The 20,417-nt window shown below is 73.8% G+C and carries 19 protein-coding genes and 1 pseudogene; 8 read left to right on the top strand and 12 right to left on the bottom strand.

Annotated elements, in window-relative coordinates; translation table 11 throughout:
• Nucleotides 1-49 precede the first annotated feature (49 nt).
• From ACIBTU_RS32420 to ACIBTU_RS32405, 4 genes are read left to right on the top strand one after another with little or no spacing between them, the layout of a single operon-like run.
• Complete coding sequence (locus ACIBTU_RS32420; protein ID WP_399130238.1) at nt 50-868, top strand: thioesterase II family protein; 819 nt, start codon at nt 50-52, stop codon at nt 866-868.
• Between the two features lie 31 nt (nt 869-899).
• On the top strand, nt 900-1,583 hold the full coding sequence (locus ACIBTU_RS32415) for a Crp/Fnr family transcriptional regulator (RefSeq protein ID WP_399130237.1): 684 nt from the start codon (nt 900-902) through the stop codon (nt 1,581-1,583).
• Between the two features lie 41 nt (nt 1,584-1,624).
• Nucleotides 1,625-1,870, top strand: a complete 246-nt coding sequence (locus ACIBTU_RS32410; protein ID WP_399130236.1) for an acyl carrier protein — start codon at nt 1,625-1,627, stop codon at nt 1,868-1,870.
• Nucleotides 1,867-3,399, top strand: coding sequence for a D-alanine--poly(phosphoribitol) ligase (locus ACIBTU_RS32405; RefSeq protein WP_399130235.1), 1,533 nt, complete (start codon nt 1,867-1,869; stop codon nt 3,397-3,399). Before ACIBTU_RS32410 ends, ACIBTU_RS32405 begins: the two co-directional genes overlap by 4 nt.
• Nucleotides 3,400-3,422: 23 nt before the next feature.
• Here ACIBTU_RS32405 and ACIBTU_RS32400 read toward each other — a convergent pair whose 3' ends face one another.
• The 9 genes from ACIBTU_RS32400 to ACIBTU_RS32360 form a co-directional block, all read right to left on the bottom strand.
• A complete protein-coding gene (locus ACIBTU_RS32400; RefSeq protein ID WP_399130234.1) occupies nt 3,423-5,096 on the bottom strand; it encodes an ABC transporter ATP-binding protein in 1,674 nt (557 codons plus the stop codon).
• Complete coding sequence (locus ACIBTU_RS32395; protein WP_399130233.1) at nt 5,093-5,923, bottom strand: ABC transporter permease; 831 nt, start codon at nt 5,921-5,923, stop codon at nt 5,093-5,095. The genes ACIBTU_RS32400 and ACIBTU_RS32395 overlap by 4 nt, the downstream gene beginning before the upstream one ends.
• A complete protein-coding gene (locus ACIBTU_RS32390) occupies nt 5,920-6,885 on the bottom strand; it encodes an ABC transporter permease (RefSeq protein ID WP_399130232.1) in 966 nt (321 codons plus the stop codon). The genes ACIBTU_RS32395 and ACIBTU_RS32390 overlap by 4 nt, the downstream gene beginning before the upstream one ends.
• Nucleotides 6,882-8,420: an ABC transporter substrate-binding protein gene (locus ACIBTU_RS32385; protein ID WP_399130231.1), complete on the bottom strand. Its 1,539-nt coding sequence runs from the start codon at nt 8,418-8,420 to the stop codon at nt 6,882-6,884. Before ACIBTU_RS32385 ends, ACIBTU_RS32390 begins: the two co-directional genes overlap by 4 nt.
• 48 nt (nt 8,421-8,468) lie before the next feature.
• A complete protein-coding gene (locus ACIBTU_RS32380; protein WP_384619865.1) occupies nt 8,469-8,831 on the bottom strand; it encodes a nuclear transport factor 2 family protein in 363 nt (120 codons plus the stop codon).
• Entirely contained in the window at nt 8,828-10,354 is a 1,527-nt protein-coding gene (locus ACIBTU_RS32375) for a class I adenylate-forming enzyme family protein (protein WP_399130230.1), read from the bottom strand. Before ACIBTU_RS32375 ends, ACIBTU_RS32380 begins: the two co-directional genes overlap by 4 nt.
• A gap of 7 nt (nt 10,355-10,361) precedes the next feature.
• Nucleotides 10,362-11,093, bottom strand: a complete 732-nt coding sequence (locus tag ACIBTU_RS32370; RefSeq protein ID WP_399130229.1) for a PIG-L deacetylase family protein — start codon at nt 11,091-11,093, stop codon at nt 10,362-10,364.
• Between the two features lie 97 nt (nt 11,094-11,190).
• Nucleotides 11,191-12,624 (bottom strand): MFS transporter, encoded by a 1,434-nt coding sequence (locus tag ACIBTU_RS32365; protein ID WP_399130228.1) that lies wholly within the window; start codon nt 12,622-12,624, stop codon nt 11,191-11,193.
• Nucleotides 12,625-12,761: 137 nt separating this feature from the next.
• Nucleotides 12,762-13,976 (bottom strand): cytochrome P450, encoded by a 1,215-nt coding sequence (locus tag ACIBTU_RS32360; RefSeq protein ID WP_399130227.1) that lies wholly within the window; start codon nt 13,974-13,976, stop codon nt 12,762-12,764.
• A gap of 118 nt (nt 13,977-14,094) precedes the next feature.
• Here ACIBTU_RS32360 and ACIBTU_RS32355 point away from each other — a divergent pair, with 118 nt between their 5' ends.
• Nucleotides 14,095-14,484 carry a DUF3224 domain-containing protein gene (locus ACIBTU_RS32355; RefSeq protein ID WP_399130226.1) on the top strand — a complete coding sequence of 130 codons (390 nt, stop codon included), beginning with the start codon at nt 14,095-14,097 and terminating at the stop codon, nt 14,482-14,484.
• A 1-nt stretch (nt 14,485) separates the two neighbouring features.
• On the opposite strand, the gene ACIBTU_RS32350 is transcribed toward ACIBTU_RS32355, so the two are convergent.
• Together ACIBTU_RS32350 and ACIBTU_RS32345 are read right to left on the bottom strand one after the other, a co-directional pair.
• Nucleotides 14,486-15,034, bottom strand: coding sequence for a DUF1697 domain-containing protein (locus ACIBTU_RS32350; protein WP_399130225.1), 549 nt, complete (start codon nt 15,032-15,034; stop codon nt 14,486-14,488).
• 81 nt (nt 15,035-15,115) lie between these two features.
• Nucleotides 15,116-15,865 (bottom strand): thioesterase II family protein, encoded by a 750-nt coding sequence (locus ACIBTU_RS32345; RefSeq protein WP_399130224.1) that lies wholly within the window; start codon nt 15,863-15,865, stop codon nt 15,116-15,118.
• 198 nt (nt 15,866-16,063) lie between these two features.
• Here ACIBTU_RS32345 and mca point away from each other — a divergent pair, with 198 nt between their 5' ends.
• From mca to ACIBTU_RS32330, 3 genes and pseudogenes are all read left to right on the top strand, one after another.
• The gene (gene mca, locus ACIBTU_RS32340) at nt 16,064-16,969 is read left to right on the top strand and encodes a mycothiol conjugate amidase Mca (RefSeq protein ID WP_399130223.1); all 906 of its coding nucleotides are present in this window, start codon (nt 16,064-16,066) and stop codon (nt 16,967-16,969) included.
• A gap of 72 nt (nt 16,970-17,041) precedes the next feature.
• Nucleotides 17,042-18,661, top strand: coding sequence for a ribosomal protection-like ABC-F family protein (abc-f, locus tag ACIBTU_RS32335; RefSeq protein WP_399130222.1), 1,620 nt, complete (start codon nt 17,042-17,044; stop codon nt 18,659-18,661).
• Between the two features lie 131 nt (nt 18,662-18,792).
• Nucleotides 18,793-19,638, top strand: a pseudogene (locus ACIBTU_RS32330) (virginiamycin B lyase); the annotation flags it as partial.
• A 34-nt stretch (nt 19,639-19,672) separates the two neighbouring features.
• Here ACIBTU_RS32330 and ACIBTU_RS32325 read toward each other — a convergent pair.
• On the bottom strand, nt 19,673-20,417 hold a 745-nt coding region (locus ACIBTU_RS32325), incomplete at its 5' end, for an ATP-binding cassette domain-containing protein (protein ID WP_399130221.1).

The raw sequence follows: 20,417 nt of genomic DNA, 5'->3' as shown, positions 1-20,417 counted from the left end.
CCCGGAGCGCCGGTGCGCCCATCCCCCGCCGAACGACGAGGAGTTGACGGTGTCCGTGACCTGGACGGCCGCCGGGGCCGAGGACGCGCGGGCCGCGTCGGACGGCGGCGGCCTGCGACTGTTCTGCTTCGCCCACGCGGGCGGCGGCAGCTCGTTCTTCCACCCCTGGCGCGAGGCGCTGGGTCCCGGGGTCGACGTGCGGCCCGTCGTGCTGCCCGGCCGCGAGCGCCGGTCCCGGCAGGCCTCGCACACCCGGATGGGGCCGCTGGTGGAGGAGCTCACCGCGGAGCTCGCCCCGCAACTGGACCGGCCGTACGTCCTGTTCGGCCACAGTCTCGGTTCGATCGTGGCCTACGAGACCGCCAGAGCTCTGCTCGCACGGGGCTCGAGGCCGCCTTCGGCACTGCTCGTGTCGGGGCGGCGCGGGCCGTTCGTCCCCGACACCCGGCCGCCCGTGCACCACCTGCCGGAGGACGCGTTCCTCGCCGAGGTGTCGCGCCTGGGCGGCACCCCGCCCGAGCTCCTGCGCCAGAGGGAGCTGGTGCGGCACTTCCTGCCGCCGCTGCGGGCCGACCACGAGATCAACGAGACGTACCGGCCGGACCGGCTGACCGGCCCCGCGCTGACCTGCCCGGTCTTCGCGTTCACCGGGGCGGCCGATCCGCTCGCCGACCCGCACGCCGTGGCCCGCTGGCGCGAGGTGACCAGCGGCGGCTTCCGGCTGCGGGTGTTCCCCGGCGACCACTTCTATCTCAAGGGGGCGCCGGAGGACCTGATGACCGCGCTGCGCACGGCGCTGTCCGGAGTGGACGGTGTGGATCCGCTCTCGAGTGTTCTTCGAAGGACCTTTCATAAAGTCGCAATGTGATTGTCACGTGCCGACTGCACCGGGAGGCCAGATGAATCTGCTGGATGTCACCGCTCCGACCGGATTCGACATCCGGCTGCGTGACTTCGTGCGCGCGCAGTCCCCGCACACGACGGTTTGCGTGGTGCGACGCAACCAGAGCGCCTACAGCAGCGGCGGGCAGGACCGGAACGTCTACTTCTTGGAGAGCGGTCAGATCAAGACCGTGATGTTCTCCCGCTCGGGCAAGGAGTGCCTGCTGCGTCTCCACACCCCCGGCGAGATCTTCGGCGAGCTGTGCTCGCTCGGCGGCATCCGCGAGGAGTCCGCCATCGCGATGCGCGACAGCGTCGTGCACCGCATGTCCTACGAACACTTCCTGTCCTCGATCACCGCGGCCGGGATGGTCGACGACTTCATCAACCACCTCACCCGGCGCCTGGCCGAGCAGCAGCAGTCGATCACCCATCTGGTGACCGTCGACAGCGAGCAGCGTCTCGGCGAGATCCTGCTGGACCTCGCGCGCAAGTTCGGCCGGGGCAACGGGCGGCGCCCGCACATCGCCGAGCGCATCACCCACGAGGAGCTGGCCGGCATGGTCGGGACCACCCGCTCGCGCGTCGGGCACTTCCTGAAGGGGTTCCGCGACCGGGGTCTGGTCGACGTCACCCCGGACTCCCACCTGATCATCGACCGGCGCCGGCTCGCCGCCTATCTGGAGAGCCGCTGCGCCTGACCGGGGCCTTCGCCCCGACGACCCTCACGAGGTGACATCCCATGTGGGACCAGAAGTTCGAGACTCTGCTCAGGGACCGTCTGCCCGGCCTGGACGCCGGCGCGCCCCTCACGGAGGACCTGCCGCTCGCCGCCTTCGGGCTGGACTCGATGGCGACGGTGGGCCTGATCGGCGCCATCGAGGACGGGTACGGGACGCTGCCCGACGAGGCGGTAACGCCCGCCAACTTCACGACGCCCGGCACGGTCTGGGCCCTGGTCAGTTCGCTCTCCGGCTCCGGCCGATGAGCGGCGACAAGCTGCTGCACCACTGGTTCCTGGACGGTCTGGCCCGCAATCCGGCGGGCATAGCGCTGCGGATCGGCGCCCGGACCTGGACGTACACCGAGGCGGACCGGGTCGCGCGGCGCTGGGCGGCCGCCCTGCACGGCGGGGCGCGTGCGCCGCGCCGGGTCGGGGTGCTGGCCACGAAGAGCGAGGAGAGCCTCCTCGGCTTCCTGGCCGCGCTGTACGCGGGCTGCACCGCCGTGCCGCTCAACCCGGAGTACCCGGTGGACCGCAACCGGGGCATCGCCGCCGAGGCGGGGCTCGACGCGCTGATCGTCGACCCCGCGGGCGCCGCCCAGCTGGACGCCGTCGCGGCGGCCGCCGAGCCGCTCGTGGTGCTCGCGCCGCGCCGCGACACGTGGCCGGCGCCGGGCCCGGAAACCCCTGTGGTGGTGCCGGATCCGGACGGCGACCGGGCGCCCGCCGAGGGCCCCGACTCGCTCGCGTACATCCTGTTCACGTCGGGTTCCACGGGCCGCCCCAAGGGGGTGCCGATCCGGCACGGCAACGTCTCCGCGTTCCTGACGTCGGTGCTGCCGCGCTACGACTTCGGGCCGGACGACGTCTTCGGGCAGGTCTACGAGCTGACCTTCGACCTGTCGATGTTCGAGGTGTGGTGCGCCTGGGCGAGCGGCGCCTGTCTGACGGTCCTCAACCGGCTGCAGGCGCTCGACCCCGCCCGTTCGGTCCGCGCCCACGGCATCACGGTGTGGACGTCGACCCCGAGCCTGGCCGCCGCGCTGCGGGGGCACGGGCTGCTGACGCCGGGCCGGCTGCCGTCGGTGCGCCACACCGTCTTCTGCGGTGAGCCGCTGCCCGAGGACGTGGCGGCCGCCTGGAGCGCCGCCGCGCCCGCCTCGGCCGTCGACAACCTCTACGGCCCCACCGAGCTCACCATCGCCTGCACCGGTTTCCGCTGGTCCCCCGCGTCCGGTACGGGCAATGTGCCGATCGGCACGCCCAACGCGGGCCTGCGGTACGTGCTGTTCGAGGACGGCCGCGTCGGCGGGGACACGGGCGAACTGTGCGTCACCGGGCCGCAGATGTTCGACGGGTATCTCGACCCGGCCAACGACACGGACCGTTTCCTGGAGCACGAGGGTCTGCGCTGGTACCGCACGGGCGACCGGGTGCGCCGCGGCCCCGACGGCACGCTGGTGCACCTGGGCCGCGGCGACGGCCAGGTCAAGATCAACGGCTACCGGGTGGAGCTGTCCGAGGTGGAGGAGGCCGTACGGGCCTGCCTGCCCGGCCGTGAGGCGGTGGTCCTGGCGGTGCCCGGGGCGACGAGCCCGGTGCTGGTGGCGTTCGTCGTCACCGAGGACACGGCGGGCCTGCTGACGGACGCGGCCCGCGAGCTGGCCCGCCGGCTGCCCCCGTACATGCTCCCGGCGCATCTGTGGGCGCTCCCCGATCCGCCGCTCAACGCGAACGGCAAGACGGACCGCCTCCAGTTGCGCAAGGAGGCGGAGCACCGGCTGACGTCCTAGAAGCGGACCGGACCCGGTCCGGCTCACGCACGCTCGGCGGGCGTCCCCAGGTCCTGGGGCGCCCGCTGTGCCGTGTACGCGCTCATCGACGGGACGGCGGCCAGGAGTTCCTCGGTCCAGGGGTGCCGGGGGTGGGTGAACACCTCGGTCACGGGCCCCTGTTCGCGGACCGTTCCGCCGTCCAGGACGAGGACCCGGTCGGCGATGCGGGCGATCACGCCCAGGTCGTGGCTGATCAGGAGCAGGCCGAGGCCGAGGCGGGTGCGCAGGTCGTCGAGCAGGGCGAGGATGTCGGCCTGGATGCGGACGTCGAGGCTGGAGGTGACCTCGTCGCACAGCAGCAGCCGGGGCCGCGGGGCGAGGGCGCGCGCGATGGCGACCCGCTGCCGCTGGCCGCCGGACAGGGTGCCGGGCAGCCGGGCGGCGCACTGTTCGTCGAGTCCGACCAGGCGCAGCAGGCGCAGCGTCTCGTCGGCGGCGGCCCGCCGGTCCATGCCGCGCAGCACCCGCAGGGGGCGGGCGATGGTCGCGCCGACGGTGCGCCGCGGGTTGAGGGAGCCGCTCGCGTCCTGGGCGACGAGCTGGACGAGGCGGCGCTGGTCGAGGGTGCGGGCGCGCAGCGGGCCGGGGACGGGGGTGCCGTCGAGTGCGACGGTGCCGGTGTCGGGGGTGTGGTGGCCGGTGACGCAGCGGGCGAGGGTGGTCTTCCCGGCGCCGGACCCGCCGAGGAGGGCGACGCACTCGCCGGGGGCGACGTGCAGGGACACCTCGTGGGCCGTGGTGACCCGGCGGGCGCCGCGGCCGTGTCCGGCGGTGAGGCCGGTGACGCGCAGGACCGGTTCCGCCTCGCTCTCGGGGCGGGGCGGCCGGGTGTGGGCCTCGGCGATGTCGGGGACGGCGCGCACCAGTTCGCGGGTGTAGGTCTCGCGGGGCCGTCCGAGCACCTCGGTCAGGGGGCCTTCCTCGACGAGCCGGCCGGCCCGCAGCACGGCGATCCGGTCGGTGAGGCGGGCGGCGGCGGCCAGGTCGTGGGTGATGAACAGCAGGGTGAGACGGCGGCGTTCGGTCAGGCGGGCGACCTCGTCGAGGACGAGGCGCTGGGTGAGCAGGTCGAGTCCGGTCGTCGGTTCGTCGAGGACGAGCACGTCGGGTTCGGCGGCGAGGACGCGGCCGAGGGCGAGGCGCTGTTGCTGTCCGCCGGACAGTTCGTGCGGGTAGCGGCGCAGGAAGGCGGGGTCGTGGGGCAGTCCCACGGCGCGCAGGGTGCGGGCGGCGTCCTGCGGGGTGCGGCGGGCGGCGAGCTCGGTGACCTGGGCGGCCACCCGCATCGTGGGGGTGAGGGCCGCGGCCGGGTCCTGCGGGAGGCAGGCCACGCGGCGCCGCAGCCGGCGCAGTTCGCGGCCGCGCAGGGCCAGCGGGTCCTGGCCGGTGACCTCCAGGGTGCCTGCGGTGGCGCGCAGGCCGGGGCGCAGCGCGCCGAGGAGGGCGAGCGCGAGGGTGGTCTTGCCGGAGCCGGACTCGCCGACGACGCCGAGGCGTTCGCCGGGCCGCAGGGTCAGGGAGACGTCGTCGAGGACGCGCTGTCCCCGGGGTCCGGTGACGGTCAGTCCGGTGACGCGGACGGGGTCGGGTCCGTCGTCGGGCGGCCTCGGTGCGGGGCCGGCGGGCTGGTCGGGGGCGTCGGACAGTGCGGTCATGGGGCGAACCTCGTGATCGCCCGGTCGAGGGCGAGGTTGACGGAGACGGTGAGCACGGCGAGGCCGAGGGCCGGTGCCGCCACGCCCCAGGGCGCCAGGGTCACGCCCTCCATGTTCTCGCTGATCATGGAGCCCCAGTCGGGGCTGTCGGGGCCGAAGCCGAGGAACCCGGCGGAGGCGGTGAGGGCGATGGCGATGGCGAGGCGGGTGCCCGCGTCGGCGAGCACGGGCCGCACGACGCCCGGCACGATCTCGCGGACCATCACCGCGGCCGGCCCGTCGCCGAGGGCCACGGCCTGGTCGACGTATCCGGAGTGGACGATCTGGAGGGTGGCGGCGCGGGCTACGCGGGAGACGAAGGGGACGCCGGTGAGGGCGACGGCGGTGACCAGGGTGAGGGTGCGGTAGCCCCAGCCGTGCAGCAGCACCAGCAGGACGAGGGCGGGCGGCAGGGCGAGCAGCAGGGTGTCGAGCCGGGACACGGCGGCGTCGAACCATCCGCCGAGGTATCCGGCGAGCACCCCGGTCGTGGTGCCGAGGAGGGTGGTGACGACGGTGGCCAGCAGCGGTACGAGGACCAGGGGCCGCCCTCCGGACAGGAACCGCGACCACACGTCCCGCCCCTCCCCGTCCGACCCGAGCGGAAGCCCGGCGCCCTGGCTGTAGGGGGCGGCGGTGATGTGCGCCGGGTCGTGCGGCGCGAACCAGGGGCCGAGCAGCGCGAACAGGACGATCGCGGCGACGGGCAGGAGCCACAGCAGGCCGCGCCACCGGCTGCGGGGCGGGGCGGACGCGTCGACGGCGGCTGTGGTGGCGGGCGTGTTCATGTGGCGGTCCGGGTGCGGGGGTCGGCTGCCGCTGCCAGGAGGTCGGCCAGGAGGAGGCCGGTGACCACGGCCGCGGCCATGAGGAGACCGATGCCTTCGAGGACGGCGGCGTCGTGGTGTTCGACGGCCGCGACCAACTCGTTGGACAGGCCCGGGTAGTTGAAGACCTGTTCGACGACGGCGGTGCCGCCGACGAGGGTGCCGGTGAGCCAGCCGAAGACCTGGGCGCAGGGTCCCGCGGCGGTGGGCAGCAGGTGGCGCAGGACGACGCGGGCGGGGGTGAGTCCCGCGAGGCGGGCGGCCTCGACGTGCGGGGTGGCGGCGGCGTCCACGACGGCGGCGCGGACCAGCCGGCCGGCCCAGGCCGCGGAGAACAGGGTCAGCGCGGTCACGGGCAGGACGAGGGCCTCGGGGTGGGCGAGGAGGGGTTCGCCGAAGGGGACCAGGGATACGGCCGGCAGGACGCCGAGCCAGGAGGCGAAGACCAGGGTGAGCAGGCCCGCGGTGACGAACTGGGGGACGGAGACCAGGGCGACCGAGGTGCCGGAGAGGATCCGGTCGAGGAGGCTGCCGGGCCGCAGTCCGGCGGCGATCCCGATGGTGAGGGCCAGGGCGACGGTGAGGACGGCGCACACCCCGGCGAGCAGAAGGGTGTCGGCGAGCGGCCCGGCGATGATCCGGCTGACGGGGCGCCGGTCGACGAGGCTGTGGCCCAGGTCGCCGGAGAGCGCCGAGCCGATCCAGTCGGCGTAGCGGACCAACAGGGGTCGGTCCAGGCCCAGTTCGGCGTGCAGCCGGGCCACGTCGGCGGGGCTCGCTGCGCCGCCGAGCGCGGCCGCGGCGGCGTCGCCCGGCAGCACCTCGGCGGCGGCGAACAGGACGAACGAGCCGGCCAGCAGGGTGGCCAGCGCGCCCGTGAGGCGCCGCCCGGCGAGGGCGGCGAGTCGGACGGCGGTTCTCACGCCGTCCTGGCCCGTGTGAACACGGGGGTGGACTGGCTGGACCAGACGCCGGTGAGTCCGGGTACGGAGGCGTCGAGCTGTTCCTGGAATCCCCACAGCAGGTCGCCGCCGGTGGCGGACAGGTCGCGCTGGATGGTGGCGAACGCGGCCTCGCGCCGGTCGTCGTCGACGGTGGCCTGCGCGGCCGCGAGCCGCTTGAAGTGCCGCTCCCCGAGCCCGGTCACGTTGAAGAACGCGCCCTTGGTGGTGGTGGCGGACAGGTGCACGGCGGCGGGCCGGTTGGCGTAGTAGAAGGTCTGGAAGGGGGCGCGGGACAGGCCCTTGAGGTCCGCGTAGTACGTGTCGGCGGGCACGGTCCGTACGTCGAGGTCGACGCCGGCCTCCTTGAGCTGCTGGCCGAGCAGCCGGGCCGCGGCGGTGAAGCCGGGCACGGTGTCCGCGGCGCGCAGTTCCAGGGTGTCGACCCCGGCGCGCGCGAACAGGCGCTTCGCCTCGGCGACGTCGCGGGTGCGGGCGCGGCCCGCGTATCCGGGCAGGCCCTTGCCGACGAGGTCCTCGCCGGGGGTGCCGAGGCCGAGCAGGACCTTCTGCACGAGTGCGTCGCGGTCGGCGGCCAGCCGGACGGCGCGGCGCACGTCCGGGTCGTCGAAGGGGGCGAGCCGCTCGTTCATGGCGAACGACAGGGCGTTGGAGTTGGCGGTGTGGCCGCGCCGCACGCTGATCGCCCGGTTGGCCCGCTCGGCCTTGGCGCCGGTGGCCGTGATGCCGAAGGCGTAGTCGATCTGGCCGCTCTTGAGCGCGGCGAGGCGGGCGGCGGGGTCGGCGATCAGGGAGAGGTCGATGCGCCGGAAGTGCGACGTGCCGTTCCAGTACTTGTCGTTGACGGCGAGCCGGAGGTTCTTGCCGTCCTGCTCGTCGAGCCGGTACGGGCCGGAGCCGACGCCGCGCGCGAAGTCCTTGTCGCCGGTGCCCTCGGGGAAGACCGGGGAGAACACGGCGAGGATGCCTTCCCTGAAGTCGCCGCGGGGCCGCTTGAGCCCCACCTTCAGGGTGTGCTGGTCGACGATCTTCAGCCGGTCGAGGTCCAGGTCGGCGAAGTTGTTGGCGCGGGTGGACGGCGGGGTCGCCAGGGTGCGCAGGGAGTAGGCGACGTCCGCGGCGCGCACCGGCGAGCCGTCGTGGAACACGGCGTGCTTGTGGATCCGCACGGTCCACTCGGCGGCGTCGGCGCTCGGCTCCACCGACTCGGCGAGGCCGAGTTCGTAGCGGCTGCCCTTGAGGTACATGAGCTGGTCGTACAGGTGGTACAGGGCGATGTAGCTGGCGCCGAACCCGGCGTGGCGGGGGTCGAGGCCGATGGTGCCGGTGGCGTCGGAGGCGCCGACGCGCAGGGCCTTGCCGGATCCGGCGACGGTACGGGTTCCGCCGGTCTCACCGGCGCAGCCGGTCAGGGCGGCGGAGCCGGCGGCGACGGTGGCCGCGGCGGCGCTCCACTGCAGGACTCGGCGGCGTGCGACGCCGTCGGCGCGTGACATGACGGAGGGCTCCTGGGGGTGGGGTGGGTGGGCTGGTGGTCTCACGGCTCAGGCCCACCAGTCGCGGGTGCCGCCCTCGTCGGCGCCGCACTGGCGCCAGATCTTGCCGTCGCGCAGGACGTAGACGCCGAAGGTGACGACGGTCTCGCCGCGGCAGGTCATGGTGCCGCGCATCATGACGGTGTCGTCGGTCTGGATGAACTCGTTCATCTCGACGTGCTGGAGGTCGAGCTCCCAGTAGCGGCGCAGCAGTTCACGGATGTTGTCGTGGCCGCGCACGGGGCCGGTGAAGCGGACCCATTCGGCGTCGGGGTGGTAGAGGTCGACGAGTCCGTCGAGGTCGCGTTCGGCGGTGCAGCGGATCATCTCCGCGAACAGCGGGTGGATCGGCGTCTCGGTCTCGGTGCTCATGCGGGGGCTCCTGTCGGATCGGGGCGGTGCGCGGCGGAGGGGGCCCGGAAGCGGTCCCTGATGAGGCGTTTGACGACCTTGCCGAGGTCGTTGCGGGGCAGTTCGTCGACGAGCAGGACCCGGGTCGGGATCTCGTGCGGGGCGAGGGTGCCGGCCGCGTGGTCGGCGAGCGCCGCGCACAGCCGGTCCGGGTCGGGGGTCTCGCCGGGTACGGGGACGACGGCCGCGGCCACGCCGTCGGTGCCGGTGGCGACGACGGCGACGTCGGCGACGGCCTCGTGGTCGTAGAGGACGGACTCGACGCGCAGCGAGGAGACGAGGCCGTGCGCGGTGGGCACGGCGTCGGTCTCGCGGTCGAAGAGGTACAGCTCGCCGTCGTCGTCGACGTGGCCGAGGTCGCCGGTGTCGCACCAGCCGCCCTCGGGGACGCCGTCCGCCTCGGGGCCGGCGTCCAGCCGGTCGCGCGGGGGCGCTCCGTCGGCGCGCAGCCAGATCCGGCCGACCTGTCCGGCGGGCAGGGCCGCGCCGTGCCGGTCGGTGATCAGGACATGGGTGCCGGGGGCGGGCCGCCCGACGGACAGCGGGCGTTGCGGGTCGAGGGTGCCGATGGTGACGGCGGGTTTGGCCTGGCTGGCGGAGTAGGCGCCGATGACGCGGGCCTTGGGCATCGCGGTGAGCAGGGCGCGGGCCAGCGGCGGGTGCAGGAACGCGGAGGCGGTGGCCACGGTGGTGACGCAGGTCAGGTCGTGGCGGTGCAGCGCCCCGTCGCGGGTCATGGCGACGGCGAGGTGCGGGGTCATCATGACGGTGCTGGCGGCGTGCTGCTCGATGAGGGCGCACAGCCGGTCGGCGTCGCCGGGCGGGGCGAGGACGAGGGTGGTCGGGGTCGCGTTGAGCACCATGGAGACGGTGGTCGCGCTGGCGGTGATGCCCAGGTGCACGGAAGCGACCATCGGGGTGGGTTCGTCGTGCGCCATGACGGAGCGGGGGCCGCCGGCGGTGGCGAGGTTCTGGTGCGGGACGATCACGCCGCGGGCGAGCCCGGTGGTGCCGGAGGAGTAGACGATCTCGGCGGCGTCGTCGGGGGCGTGGGCGAGGTCGACGGGGGTGTCGCCCGCGACGGACAGGGCGTCGACGGTGTCGGTCCAGGTGACGGACGGGGCGGCGGGCGGGGCGGTCCGGCCGTGGACGATGCCGGTCATGCCGCACTGCCGGGCGCGGCGTTCGAGTTCCTCGGCGGGCAGGCGGACGGGCAGGTGGAGTACGGTGCCGCCGGCCTTCAGGACGCCGAGGTAGGCGACGGCGTAGCCGTCCCAGTCCATGTCGCCGAAGAAGACGCCGATGCGGGTGCCGCGGGCGGTGCCGGCGGCGAGCAGTCCGCGGGCGAGGTCCTCCGAGCGCCGGTCCCACTCGCCGTAGCGGAGGTCGGGCCGGCCGTCGACGACGAGGGCGGTGCGGTCCGGGTGCAGCCGGGCGTGCGAGCGCAGTTGGTCGGTCAGGTACGAGAAGGCACGTTCCGCCATCGCGGGCTCACCCGCCTATCTGGAAGGAGACGCCGCCTCGGCCCTCGAAGCGGGGAGCGGTGGCGGCGAGCAGGTGGTCGAGGATGAACCGGGCGCGCTCGGCGGGCTCGTCGTCGCTCAGGGAGCGCAGGTAGCGGTCGTGGGCGGCGAGCGAGCGCACCGCGCGTTCGCGGGCGGCGTCGTCGACGGCGACGGCGTGGGTGGGGCGCGGCGATCCGGCGACGGCCACCTTGCCGGCCCGCCACGGTTCGAGGCCCTCGTCGAGGAGTTCGGGGAAGATCCAGCGGTTGGCGGCGTCGGCGACGGCGTCGAGGGCGGCGCGGCCGACGTCCCGGTGGTCGGGGGTGTTCCACGCGCCGGAGGCCCAGGTGTCGTGGTGGTTGAACGTCACGATGAGCTCGGGGCGGTGGCGGCGGACGGCGCGGGCCAGGTCGCGGCGCAGTCCGGGCCCGTAGGTGATGGTGCCGTCGGTGTACCCGTCGAGGAAGTCGACCTGCTGGACGCCGAGTTCGGCGGCGGCCTTGCGCTGTTCGGCCTCGCGCACCGGCCCGCACTCGGCCGGGTCGAGGCCGTCGATGCCCGCCTCGCCGCGGGTGACGAGGAGGTAGGCCACCTCGATCCCCCGCGCGGTCCAGGCGGCCACGGCGGGCCCGGCGCCGAACTCGATGTCGTCGGGGTGGGCGACGATCGCGAGGACGCGGCTGAAGTCGTCGGGCAGTTCGAGGAGTGTGTCGGCCATGGGGTTCCTTCCCGGTGGACGGGGCAGCCGCGCGGGCCGGGCCGCGTCCTCGTGGACGACGGCCCGGTGTGCGCGTGGTGTTCCTGGACGGAGTGGGTCAGGCGGCGTCGGCTTCGGCGGGCGCGGGGACACGGACGACGAGGGCGGCGATGAGGATCGCCGCCGCGGCCAGGCCCGCGCTGCACAGGAACGCGACGGTGTAGCCGTGCGTGTCGTCGAGGCCGCCGACGGCCTGGGTGACGGTGGTGAGGACGGCCAGGCCCAGCGAACCGCCGACCAGGATCGCGGTGTTGAACAGGCCGGAGACGGCGCCCGCGTCGGCCGGGTCGACGCCGCTGGTGGCGATGGTGCCGGCCGGCATCATGGTCAGGCCGAGGCCGATGCCGGAGATGATCGTGGGGCCGAGGACGGTGGCGACGAAGCTGGTCGACGACGCGGCCAGGCCCAGCCAGCCCATGCCGAGGCCGAGGCAGAACAGGCCGGTCATCAGCATCCGGGTCAGTCCGACGCGGGCCACGGTCTTCATGCAGACCTGCGCGAACACCAGCAGGGTGGCGATCAGCGGCAGATAGGCGAGGCCGGTCTGCAGGGCGGAGAACCCGAGGATCTCCTGGAGGTAGAGGGTGACGAAGAAGAAGTAGCTCATCTGCGTGGCACCGAAGATCATCATGATGGCGAGCGCGCCGCTGGTGTTGCGCCGGCGGAACACGTGCAGCGGCAGGAACGGGTGGGCCTGGCGCCGCTCGACGAGCAGGAAGACCGCGAGGAGGACGGCGGCGAGGACGAGCAGGCCGCCGCGCAGCGGGGAGGTCCACGGGCGCTGGGTGTCGAGGAAGACGAAGACCGTCATCAGCAGGGCGGCCGTGATGGTGACCGCGCCCGCCACGTCCAGGCTGGGCCGCTGTTCGGCGCGGCTCTCCTTGAGCGTCGTCAGGGCGAGGATCACGACGAGCGCGCCGATCGGGACGGCGGCGAAGAAGCTGAACTCCCAGCCGGGGCCGGACGTCAGCAGGCCGCCGACGAGCAGGCCGAACAGGGCGCCCGCCGCCTGCGTGCTGCCCCACAGGGCGAACGCCCGCTGCCGCTCGGGGCCTTCGGCGAACGAGGTGATGATCAGCGAGAGGACGACCGGGGCGGTCAGCGCGCCGCCCAGGCCCTGCACGGCGCGGGCGATCACCATGACCGTCGGGTCGGTGCTGAAGCCGCACACGACGGAGGCCACGGTGAAGATCGTGACGCCGGTGACGAGGACGCGGCGCCGGCCGAACAGGTCGCCGATGCGGCCGCCCAGCGGCAGCAGTCCGCCGTACAGGAGCCCGTAGGCGTTGACGACCCACGGCAGGCCGGACTCGGTGAAGTGGAGGTCGCGCTGGATGAACGGCAGGGCCACGTTGACGATGGTCTGGTCGACCTGGATGAGCAGTTCGGCCATCAGCAGGGTGACGAGGATCAGTCTGACGACCAGGGAGCGCGGGCCCTGGTCGGAACTGTCCTCGGCGGTCGGCCTGCCGTCCGCGGTGCTGGTGGTCATGACTCTCCTGATCCTCGTGTCACAGCCGCCGTCCGGGCAGACTCGGCCGGGGCCACGTTAGGAAGGGCGCCGCGGAAGCGATGCTCAATACAGCGCATGTTCGGCGGCGGATCCGCCCCGGCCGGGGCGGTCCCCGGTCACCAGGTGACGGGCAGCGTCTTCGGAGCGCGGATGATCATGTCCGACTTCCAGGTGATCTCGCCGTTCAGGCGCAGTCCCGGCATGCCGACGACGAGTGCCTTCAGCGCCTCCTGGAGCTCGACGCGGGCCAGGTGCGCGCCCAGGCAGTGGTGGGCGCCGTGGCCGAAGACCATGTGCCGGTTGTCGGCGCGGTCGAGGACGACCTCGTGGCCGTTCTCGAAGACGTTCTCGTCGCGGTTGACGATGCTCGTGTCCACGACGACCGGTTCGCCGGCCCGGACGAGGGTCTCGCCGACGGTGAGGTCCTCCAGGGCGTAGCGCGGGGAGATGCCGTTGGCGGCGAAGGGCACGAAGCGCAGCAGTTCCTCGACGGCGACCGGGATCGAGTCGGGGTTCTCGCACAGGCGCGTCCACAGCTCGCGGCGCTGCTGGAGCACGTGGACGAAGTTGGAGATCTCGCTCGCGGTCGTCTCGAAGCCGCCGATGAGCGTCGCGATGCACAGCCCGATGAGCTCCTGCTCGTCCAGCCGGTCGTGGGCGTCGCGGGCCTCGATGAGGGCGCTGGTGAGGTCGTCGCGGGGCGTCTCGCGGCGCTGCGCGATCAGGTCCTCGAAGTACTTCTGCAGATCCATGAAGCTCTGCACGCACTCTTCGTCGGTCAGCTCGTTCGTGGACAGCGCGGCGTCGCACCAGGCGCGCAGCTGTGCGCGGTCCTCGGCGGGCACGCCGAGCAGTTCGCAGATCACGGTGACCGGGATGGCGAGCGCGTAGGAGCCGACGAGTTCGGCGCTCGGGCCCGCGGCCCTCATGTCGTCGACGAGTCCGGCGGCCAGCTCGCCGATCCAGGCGCGCTTGCCCTCGACGCGGCGCGGGGTGAACGCCTTGGACACCAGGGTGCGCAGCCGCGTGTGGTCCGGCGCGTCCATCGTCAGGATCGACTCGGGCACGGGCCGGGGGGTCATGCGCGGCTCGTCCCGCCGGGTGGCCTCGTTGCGGGAGAAGCGCCGGTCGGTCAGGACGAAGCGGGCGTCCTCGTACCGGGTGACGAGCCAGGCGGGCTCGCCGAACGGCAGCTGGACGCGGATCGGGGCGCCGTCCTCGATGAGCTTGATGTACGAGTACGAGAGCTCGAGCCCCTCCCCGCCGGTGAAGGGGTAGGCGGCCGGTGCCGCCTGCGGGTGCTCGCTCGATGCTTCCACTTCGGTGCTCACTGTCGACCGCCTCCTCGGGGTTCCCGCCGTGACGCGGCGTCACGCTAGCGATCCGCGCGCCGCGTGCCTGCTCAATCGGGAGCATCGGAGGGGAGGTCGCGCCGGGATACTCCCGCCCATGACTCAGCTACGGATTCAGGCCACGTTCGTGGTCGACGTGTGGGACGGCGTGGACGACGAGAAGGTCGACGGCGGTCCGGTCACGGCCCGCGTCGAGCTCGCCAAGACGTACACGGAGGGCGATGTGCTCGGCACGGCCACCGGTCACATGGCGACGACCCAGGGGCCTGGCGGTGCCGCGTACGTGGCGCAGGAGCGGGTCACCGGCACGGTGGGCGGGCGCACGGGCACGTTCGTGCTCGAGCACCGGGCGACCCAGGTCGGCAGCGGTGAGCCGGTGACGTGGGCGGGCATCGTGCCCGGCTCCGGTACGGGTGAGCTGGCGGGCATCAGCGGCGAGGGCTCCCTCGGCCACGGCACCCTGGACCTGACCGTCGAGCTCCCGTAGGTCAGTTCTTCTCGGCGGCGGCCAGGATCTTCTGCGAGGTGTGGAAGAACCGGCCCGTCGCCCGGACCCCGAACATCTTCTCGATGACGGGGGCGGGGTTGACGGGGCGGCCGCCCAGCAGCCGCCAGCGCACGTACGCCGTGCCGTCGTGCGTGCCCAGGATCTCCCAGTCGCCCTTGGGGGAACGGACGGGGAGGTCGGTGCCGGTCAGCGGCGCCGATCCGTAGAGCATGGAGAAGCGCTCGTCCGCGGCCGGGCCGGCCCCGTCGAACGGCGCGGCCGCCAGTTCCGCGCGCAGTTGGTCCGCCGTGCGCAGGATCGTGGGGATCTCGAATCCGAAGGCGTCCTCGAGGCCTCGCTCGATGAGGGCGACGAGGCGCTCGGGGTCGCTGTCCGCGCTGGTGAAGAAGGCGTTCCCGCTCGCGATGTAGGTGCGCACGGAGCCGAGGCCGAGCCCGGTGAGCACCTCGCGCAGCCGGGCCATCTCGACCTTGCGGCTGCCCACGTTGACGGCGCGCAGGAACGCGATGTGGATCTGATCAGTCGTCATGCCAGCCTTCGCGTCGGTCTGTTCGGGGGCGTCATGCTCTCATGGGGCTTCAGAAGGTCCGCGCTTCAGAAGGCCCGCGCTTCAGAAGGTCCGTTCCGCCACCGGGAACCGGTGGTGCGCGTCGTTCCTGCGCGACAGGTCCTCGACGAACATGTCGAGCAGCGGCTGCTCCTGGGCCCGCCAGTGGAAGTGGCCGCCGGTGAACCGGCGCAGGCGGAAGGAACGGCGCGTGTAGGCCCGCCAGGCACTCAGCTCCTCGCCGAGGACCGTCGGGTCGTCGAGGCCCGCCGTCGCGGTGAGCGGCGCGTGCACGCTGTTGTCGAGCCCCTCCTCGTACGCCTCGGTGAGCGCGAAGTCGGCGCGCAGCACCGGCAGTTGGAGCCGGGCCAGTGCCGGGTCCCCGAGGACGCCGGGGTGGACGCCGGGGTGGCGGGCGGCCGCGGCGAGGAACGCGTCGTCCGGGAGGCCGGAGAGCGGGTCCTGACGGATCGGCAGGTGCGGGGCCGCCTGGCCGGACACGTAGAGGCGTTCGGCGACGAGTTCGTGGTCCCATTCGAGGCGCGCCGCGATCTCGTAGGCCAGCAGGGCGCCGAGCCCGTGGCCGTAGAGGGCGAACGGGCGGTCGCACAGGCGGGCCACCGTGGGCACCAGGTCGTGCAGCAGCGCCTCCATGGTGGAGCACGGGTCCTTGCCCAGCCGGGCGCCCCGGCCCGGCAGTTCGAGGGGGGTGACGGTCAGATGCGGCGCGAGCCGGTCGCGCCAGGGCAGATAGACGCCCGCCGAGGCACCGCAGTACGGCAGACAGAACAGGCGCACGGACGTGCTGCTCATGTTTCCCCCTCGGCTCCGCCACGCGGCCCGTCCCCCGGACCCCGCACTGCCGCGGACCCTACGCATCCGCTCGCCCTCGGCCCGGATTCTGCAGCGGTTCTCGCGGCACGCTCCGGGCGTTCTCGAGGGTCGCTCCGGTCGCGGTTCCTAGCGTCGCCCCGGGGACGTCCAGGATCGCGGATCCAGGGAGGAGTACGGATGTCCGGAGCTCTCGCGCAGGGCGCCGCCCGGCCACGGCTGATGGCGGTGCACGCGCACCCCGACGACGAATCCAGCAAGGGCGCGGCGACGATGGCGCGCTACGCGGCGGAGGGCGCGGACGTGCTGGTGGTCACGTGCACGGGCGGCGAACGGGGTTCCTTCCTCAACCCGTCCTGTCCGCGGCCGCCGGGACCGGTGGACATGGCGGCGGTCCGCGCCCGCGAGATGGCGCGCGCCCGGCGCATCCTCGGGGTGCGCCAGTGCCGGCTCGGCTACCGGGACTCCGGGCTGCCGGAGCACGGCGAGCCGCTGCCCGCCGACTGCTTCGCCCGGGCCGACCCGTACGCGGCGACGGGCCGGCTGGTGCGGCTTGTGCGCCGGTTCCGGCCGCACGTCGTGACGACGTACGACGAGGACGGCGGCTATCCGCACCCCGACCACGTGATGGCGCACCGGATCGCGGTGGCCGCGTTCGAGGCGGCGGGTGACGGCGGCGCGCATCCCGGGGCGGGGCCGCCCTGGCAGCCGCTGAAGCTGTACTACAACCACGGCTCGCACCCGGAGCGCAGTGCGGCGCTGCACCGTGCGCTGCTGCGGCGCGGCAGTACGGCGCCGTACGCGCCGCTGCCCTGCGAGCCGGTGCGCCGCCCGGACATCACGACCCGGGTGCCCTGCGCCGCGTGGTTCCCCGTGCGGGACCGGGCGTTGCGGGCACATGTGTCGCAGGTGGATCCGGACGGGGTGTGGTTCGCGGTGCCGACGTGGTTGCAGCAGGAGGTGTGGCCGACCGAGGACTACACCCTGGCGCGCTCGCTGGTGCCGGTCGCCCTGCCGGAGGACGACCTGTTCGCGGGGGTGACGGCCGTCGGTGCCGGACGCCCGCCCGTGATGGCCGGTATGTGACGCTCCGGTTGCTCGCGGCAACGACCCCGTGCAAGCGTCTGAACACACTCGTAGTCGTATTCGTGGAGGGGCATGCCCACGCAGATCAGCGTCCGTTCCGTCACCAAGGCCTTCGACGGCCGCGTCGTCCTCGACGACGTCACGTGCTCGCTCCCGGTGGGTGAGCGCGTCGGGATCATCGGGGAGAACGGTTCGGGAAAGAGCACCCTGCTGCGTCTGCTGGCCGGGGTCGAGGAGTGCGACCAGGGCGAGGTCGTCGTCCGCGCGGACGGCGGTGTCGGCCATCTCGCGCAGTCCGAGCGGCTCCCGCCGGAGCTCACCGTCCAGGACGTGATCGACCGCGCCCTGGGCGATCTGCGCGCCGTCGAGGAGCGGATGCGCCGCCTGGAGGCCGCGATGGCCGACGGCGACGAGAGCGTCCTCGCCGAGTACGGGGAGCTGTCGACGGCGTTCGAACTGCGGGGCGGCTACGAGGCGGACGCCCGTGTGGAGCGCGCCCTGCACGGGCTGGGTCTCGGCCTGCTGGAGCGCGCCCGCGGCGTCGGGAGCCTGTCGGGCGGCGAGCAGGTGCGGCTGCGGCTCGCGGCCGTCCTCGCGGCGGGCCCCGAGGTGCTGCTGCTCGACGAGCCCACCAACCATCTCGACGACGGCGCTCTGCACTGGCTGGAGGAGCATCTGCGCACCCGCCGCGGCACGACGGTCGCGGTCTCGCACGACCGGATGTTCCTGGAGCGGGTGACGACGACGCTGCTCGAGGTGGACGCCGACCGCCGCACCGTCGTCCGCTACGGCAACGGCTACGCGGGCTATCTCACGGAGAAGGCCGCGGCCCGCGAGCGCTGGGCGCAGGCGCACGCGCAGTGGGAGACGGACGTGGCCGGGCTGCGCGAGGCGGCCGCGACGACCGCCCGCAGGGTGGCGCCGGGGCGGGCCATGAAGGACGGCAACAAGATGGCCTACGACCGGGCGGCCGGGCGGGTGCAGCAGTCGCTGGCCAGCCGGGTGCGGCAGGCCGAGGAACGTCTGCGCCGGCTGCTCGAACGGCCGGTGCCGGCGCCGCCCGACCCGCTGCACTTCGCGCCCGCGATGCGGTCCGGGCAGGTGCGCGGCTGTGCGCTCGACGCGGCCGGTGTCGGCGTCGGGGGACGTCTGAGCCCGATCGGCCTCACGCTCGACGCCGGGGAGAAGCTGCTGATCACGGGGCCGAACGGGGCGGGCAAGAGCACGCTCCTGGACGTCCTGGCCGGGCGTCTCGCCCCGGACACCGGCACGGTCACCCGCCAGGGGCGCGTGGGCCATCTGCCGCAGGAGCCGGAGCCGGGCCGGCCCGGGGAGACGCTCCTGACCGCGTTCGCGCGCGGCCGTACGGGGCCCGCCGACGAGCACCGTGAACTGCTGCTCTCCCTGGGCCTGTTCGACGAGGAGCAGCTCTCGGTGCCGGTGCGGGGGCTGTCCACCGGGCAGCGGCAGCGCCTCGCCCTGGCCCGCCTGGTGACCCGGTCCTGGGACGTCCTGCTCCTGGACGAGCCGACCAACCATCTCTCCCCCGCGCTGGTGGAGGAGCTGGAGGCGGCGCTGCTCGGCTTCGACGGCGCGCTCGTGGTGGTCAGCCACGACCGGCTGCTGCGCGAGCGGTGGCGGGGCAGACGGCTGACGGTGTCGTCGTCTGCGGCCCAGGCCGTCCGCGTCTGAGCCGCCCGTACCACCCGCCACTTCTCCTTCTCCTTCTCCTTCTCTCCCCCCATCCCCTCAGGCAAGGAGCCACCCATGTCCCGGTCCGGTGTCGTCTTCGAGCAGGTGCATGTCGCGGACCCTCGCGTCCGTCCGGCCCCTACTCCCTCACCACCGGCCCGGACGGCGCCCTGTGGTGCACGCTCGTCCACTGCGGGGGCATCGCGCGGCTGACCGGGTCGGGCGGGCTGGAGCGGCACGCCCTCGACTCGGAGTCCTGCGGCCCGTCGGTCATCACGTCGGGCCCGGACGGCGCCCTGTGGTTCACGCGGGCCCGGGACGGGCGCATCGGGCGGATCACCGTGGACGGCAAGTCCTCCTCCTACGCGGGCCCGGCTCCGGACGGCGGGCCGTTCGGGATCGCGGCGGGTGCGGACGGCGCTCTGTGGTTCACCGAGATGAACACCGACCGGATCGGCCGGATCACGGTGGACGGTGAAGTGGGCCGGTTCGAGCTGCCGTTGTCGGGCGCGTTCCCCTCGTTCATCACGGCCGGACCCGACGACGCGCTGTGGTTCACGCTCAACCGGGCGGACGCGATCGGCCGGATCGGGCTCGGCGGGGACGTCACGGTCCACGCCCTGCCGACCGCGCAGGCGGCGCCGGTCGGGATCACGGCCGGGGCGGACGGGGCGCTGTGGTTCGTGGAGATCGGCGCGGGTCAGATCGGGCGGATGGCGACCGACGGCACGGTCCGGGAGTTTCCGCTCCCGGACCGTGCCTGCCGCCCGCACGCGGTCGCCGCCGATCCCGGCCGGGGCGTGTGCTGGTTCACCGAGTGGGCCACCGGCCGGGTCGGCTCGATCACGCCCGACGGGCGCGTCGAGGAGTACGAACTGCCCGGCCCCGGCGCCGAACCGCACGGTCTGGCCGTGGCGCCGGACGGGGCGGTGCACGTGGCGCTGGAGACGGGCCAGGTCGTCCGTATGACGCCCTGACCCGCCGCCGCTCCGGTGGGCCCCGTGCACGGGTTCACCGGAGCGCCCTCACCTCCTCGGGGTCGGTCTCGCGCAGCTCGCCGTCCAGGAGGATCCAGCGGGTGATGCCGATGGAGTCCAGGAAGGTCAGGTCGTGGCTGGCCACGACCAGGGCGCCTTCGTAGGACGCCAGGGCGGTGGTGAGCTGGCGGATGCTGGCCATGTCGAGGTTGTTCGTCGGCTCGTCCAGCATGAGGAGCTGCGGGGCGGGCTCGGCGAGCATGAGCGCGGCGAGGGCGGCCCGGAAGCGTTCGCCTCCGGACAGCGTCCCGGCCTGTTGGTCGGCCTTGGCGCCGCGGAAGAGGAACCGGGCGAGGCGCGAGCGGATCCGGTTGTTGGTGGCGTCCGGGGCGAACCGGGCCACGTTGTCGGCGACGCTCGCCTCCTCGTCGAGCACGTCGAGCCGCTGGGGCAGGAAACGCAGCGGCACATGGGCGGTCGCCTCGCCCGCCACCGGGGCCAGTTCCCCGGTGATGGTGCGCAGCAGGGTCGTCTTGCCCGCGCCGTTGCGTCCGACCAGCGCGATCCGCTCGGGGCCGCGCAGTTCGAACTCGCCGTCCACGCGCGCCCCGTAGGCCAGCTCCAGGTCGCGCAGGGTGAGGACGGTGCGGCCCTGGGGGACCGCGGTGCTGGGCAGGTCGATGTGGATCTCGTCGTCGTCGCGGACCGCTTCGACGGCCTCGTCGAGGCGTTCCTTGGCCTCGGCGAGTTTCTCCTCGTGCATGATGCGGTGCTTGCCG

The sequence above is a fragment of the Streptomyces sp. NPDC050145 genome (assembly GCF_044460245.1).
Taxonomy (GTDB): Bacteria; Actinomycetota; Actinomycetes; order Streptomycetales; family Streptomycetaceae; genus Streptomyces.
This window is presented reverse-complemented; position numbering and strand designations above follow the sequence as displayed.

Bases quoted from the DNA above. Each gene is read 5' to 3' on its own strand.
- ACIBTU_RS32410 (WP_399130236.1), top strand. From the start codon at position 1,625: ATGTGGGACCAGAAGTTCGAGACTCTGCTCAGGGACCGTCTGCCCGGC.
- ACIBTU_RS32375 (WP_399130230.1), bottom strand. From the start codon at position 10,354: ATGGCGGAACGTGCCTTCTCGTACCTGACCGACCAACTGCGCTCGCAC.
- ACIBTU_RS32395 (WP_399130233.1), bottom strand. From the start codon at position 5,923: ATGAACACGCCCGCCACCACAGCCGCCGTCGACGCGTCCGCCCCGCCC.
- ACIBTU_RS32405 (WP_399130235.1), top strand. From the start codon at position 1,867: ATGAGCGGCGACAAGCTGCTGCACCACTGGTTCCTGGACGGTCTGGCC.
- ACIBTU_RS32380 (WP_384619865.1), bottom strand. From the start codon at position 8,831: ATGAGCACCGAGACCGAGACGCCGATCCACCCGCTGTTCGCGGAGATG.
- mca (WP_399130223.1), top strand. From the start codon at position 16,064: ATGTCCGGAGCTCTCGCGCAGGGCGCCGCCCGGCCACGGCTGATGGCG.
- ACIBTU_RS32365 (WP_399130228.1), bottom strand. From the start codon at position 12,624: ATGACCACCAGCACCGCGGACGGCAGGCCGACCGCCGAGGACAGTTCC.
- ACIBTU_RS32350 (WP_399130225.1), bottom strand. From the start codon at position 15,034: ATGACGACTGATCAGATCCACATCGCGTTCCTGCGCGCCGTCAACGTG.
- ACIBTU_RS32400 (WP_399130234.1), bottom strand. From the start codon at position 5,096: ATGACCGCACTGTCCGACGCCCCCGACCAGCCCGCCGGCCCCGCACCG.
- ACIBTU_RS32385 (WP_399130231.1), bottom strand. From the start codon at position 8,420: ATGTCACGCGCCGACGGCGTCGCACGCCGCCGAGTCCTGCAGTGGAGC.
- ACIBTU_RS32355 (WP_399130226.1), top strand. From the start codon at position 14,095: ATGACTCAGCTACGGATTCAGGCCACGTTCGTGGTCGACGTGTGGGAC.
- abc-f (WP_399130222.1), top strand. From the start codon at position 17,042: ATGCCCACGCAGATCAGCGTCCGTTCCGTCACCAAGGCCTTCGACGGC.
- ACIBTU_RS32370 (WP_399130229.1), bottom strand. From the start codon at position 11,093: ATGGCCGACACACTCCTCGAACTGCCCGACGACTTCAGCCGCGTCCTC.
- ACIBTU_RS32345 (WP_399130224.1), bottom strand. From the start codon at position 15,865: ATGAGCAGCACGTCCGTGCGCCTGTTCTGTCTGCCGTACTGCGGTGCC.
- ACIBTU_RS32415 (WP_399130237.1), top strand. From the start codon at position 900: ATGAATCTGCTGGATGTCACCGCTCCGACCGGATTCGACATCCGGCTG.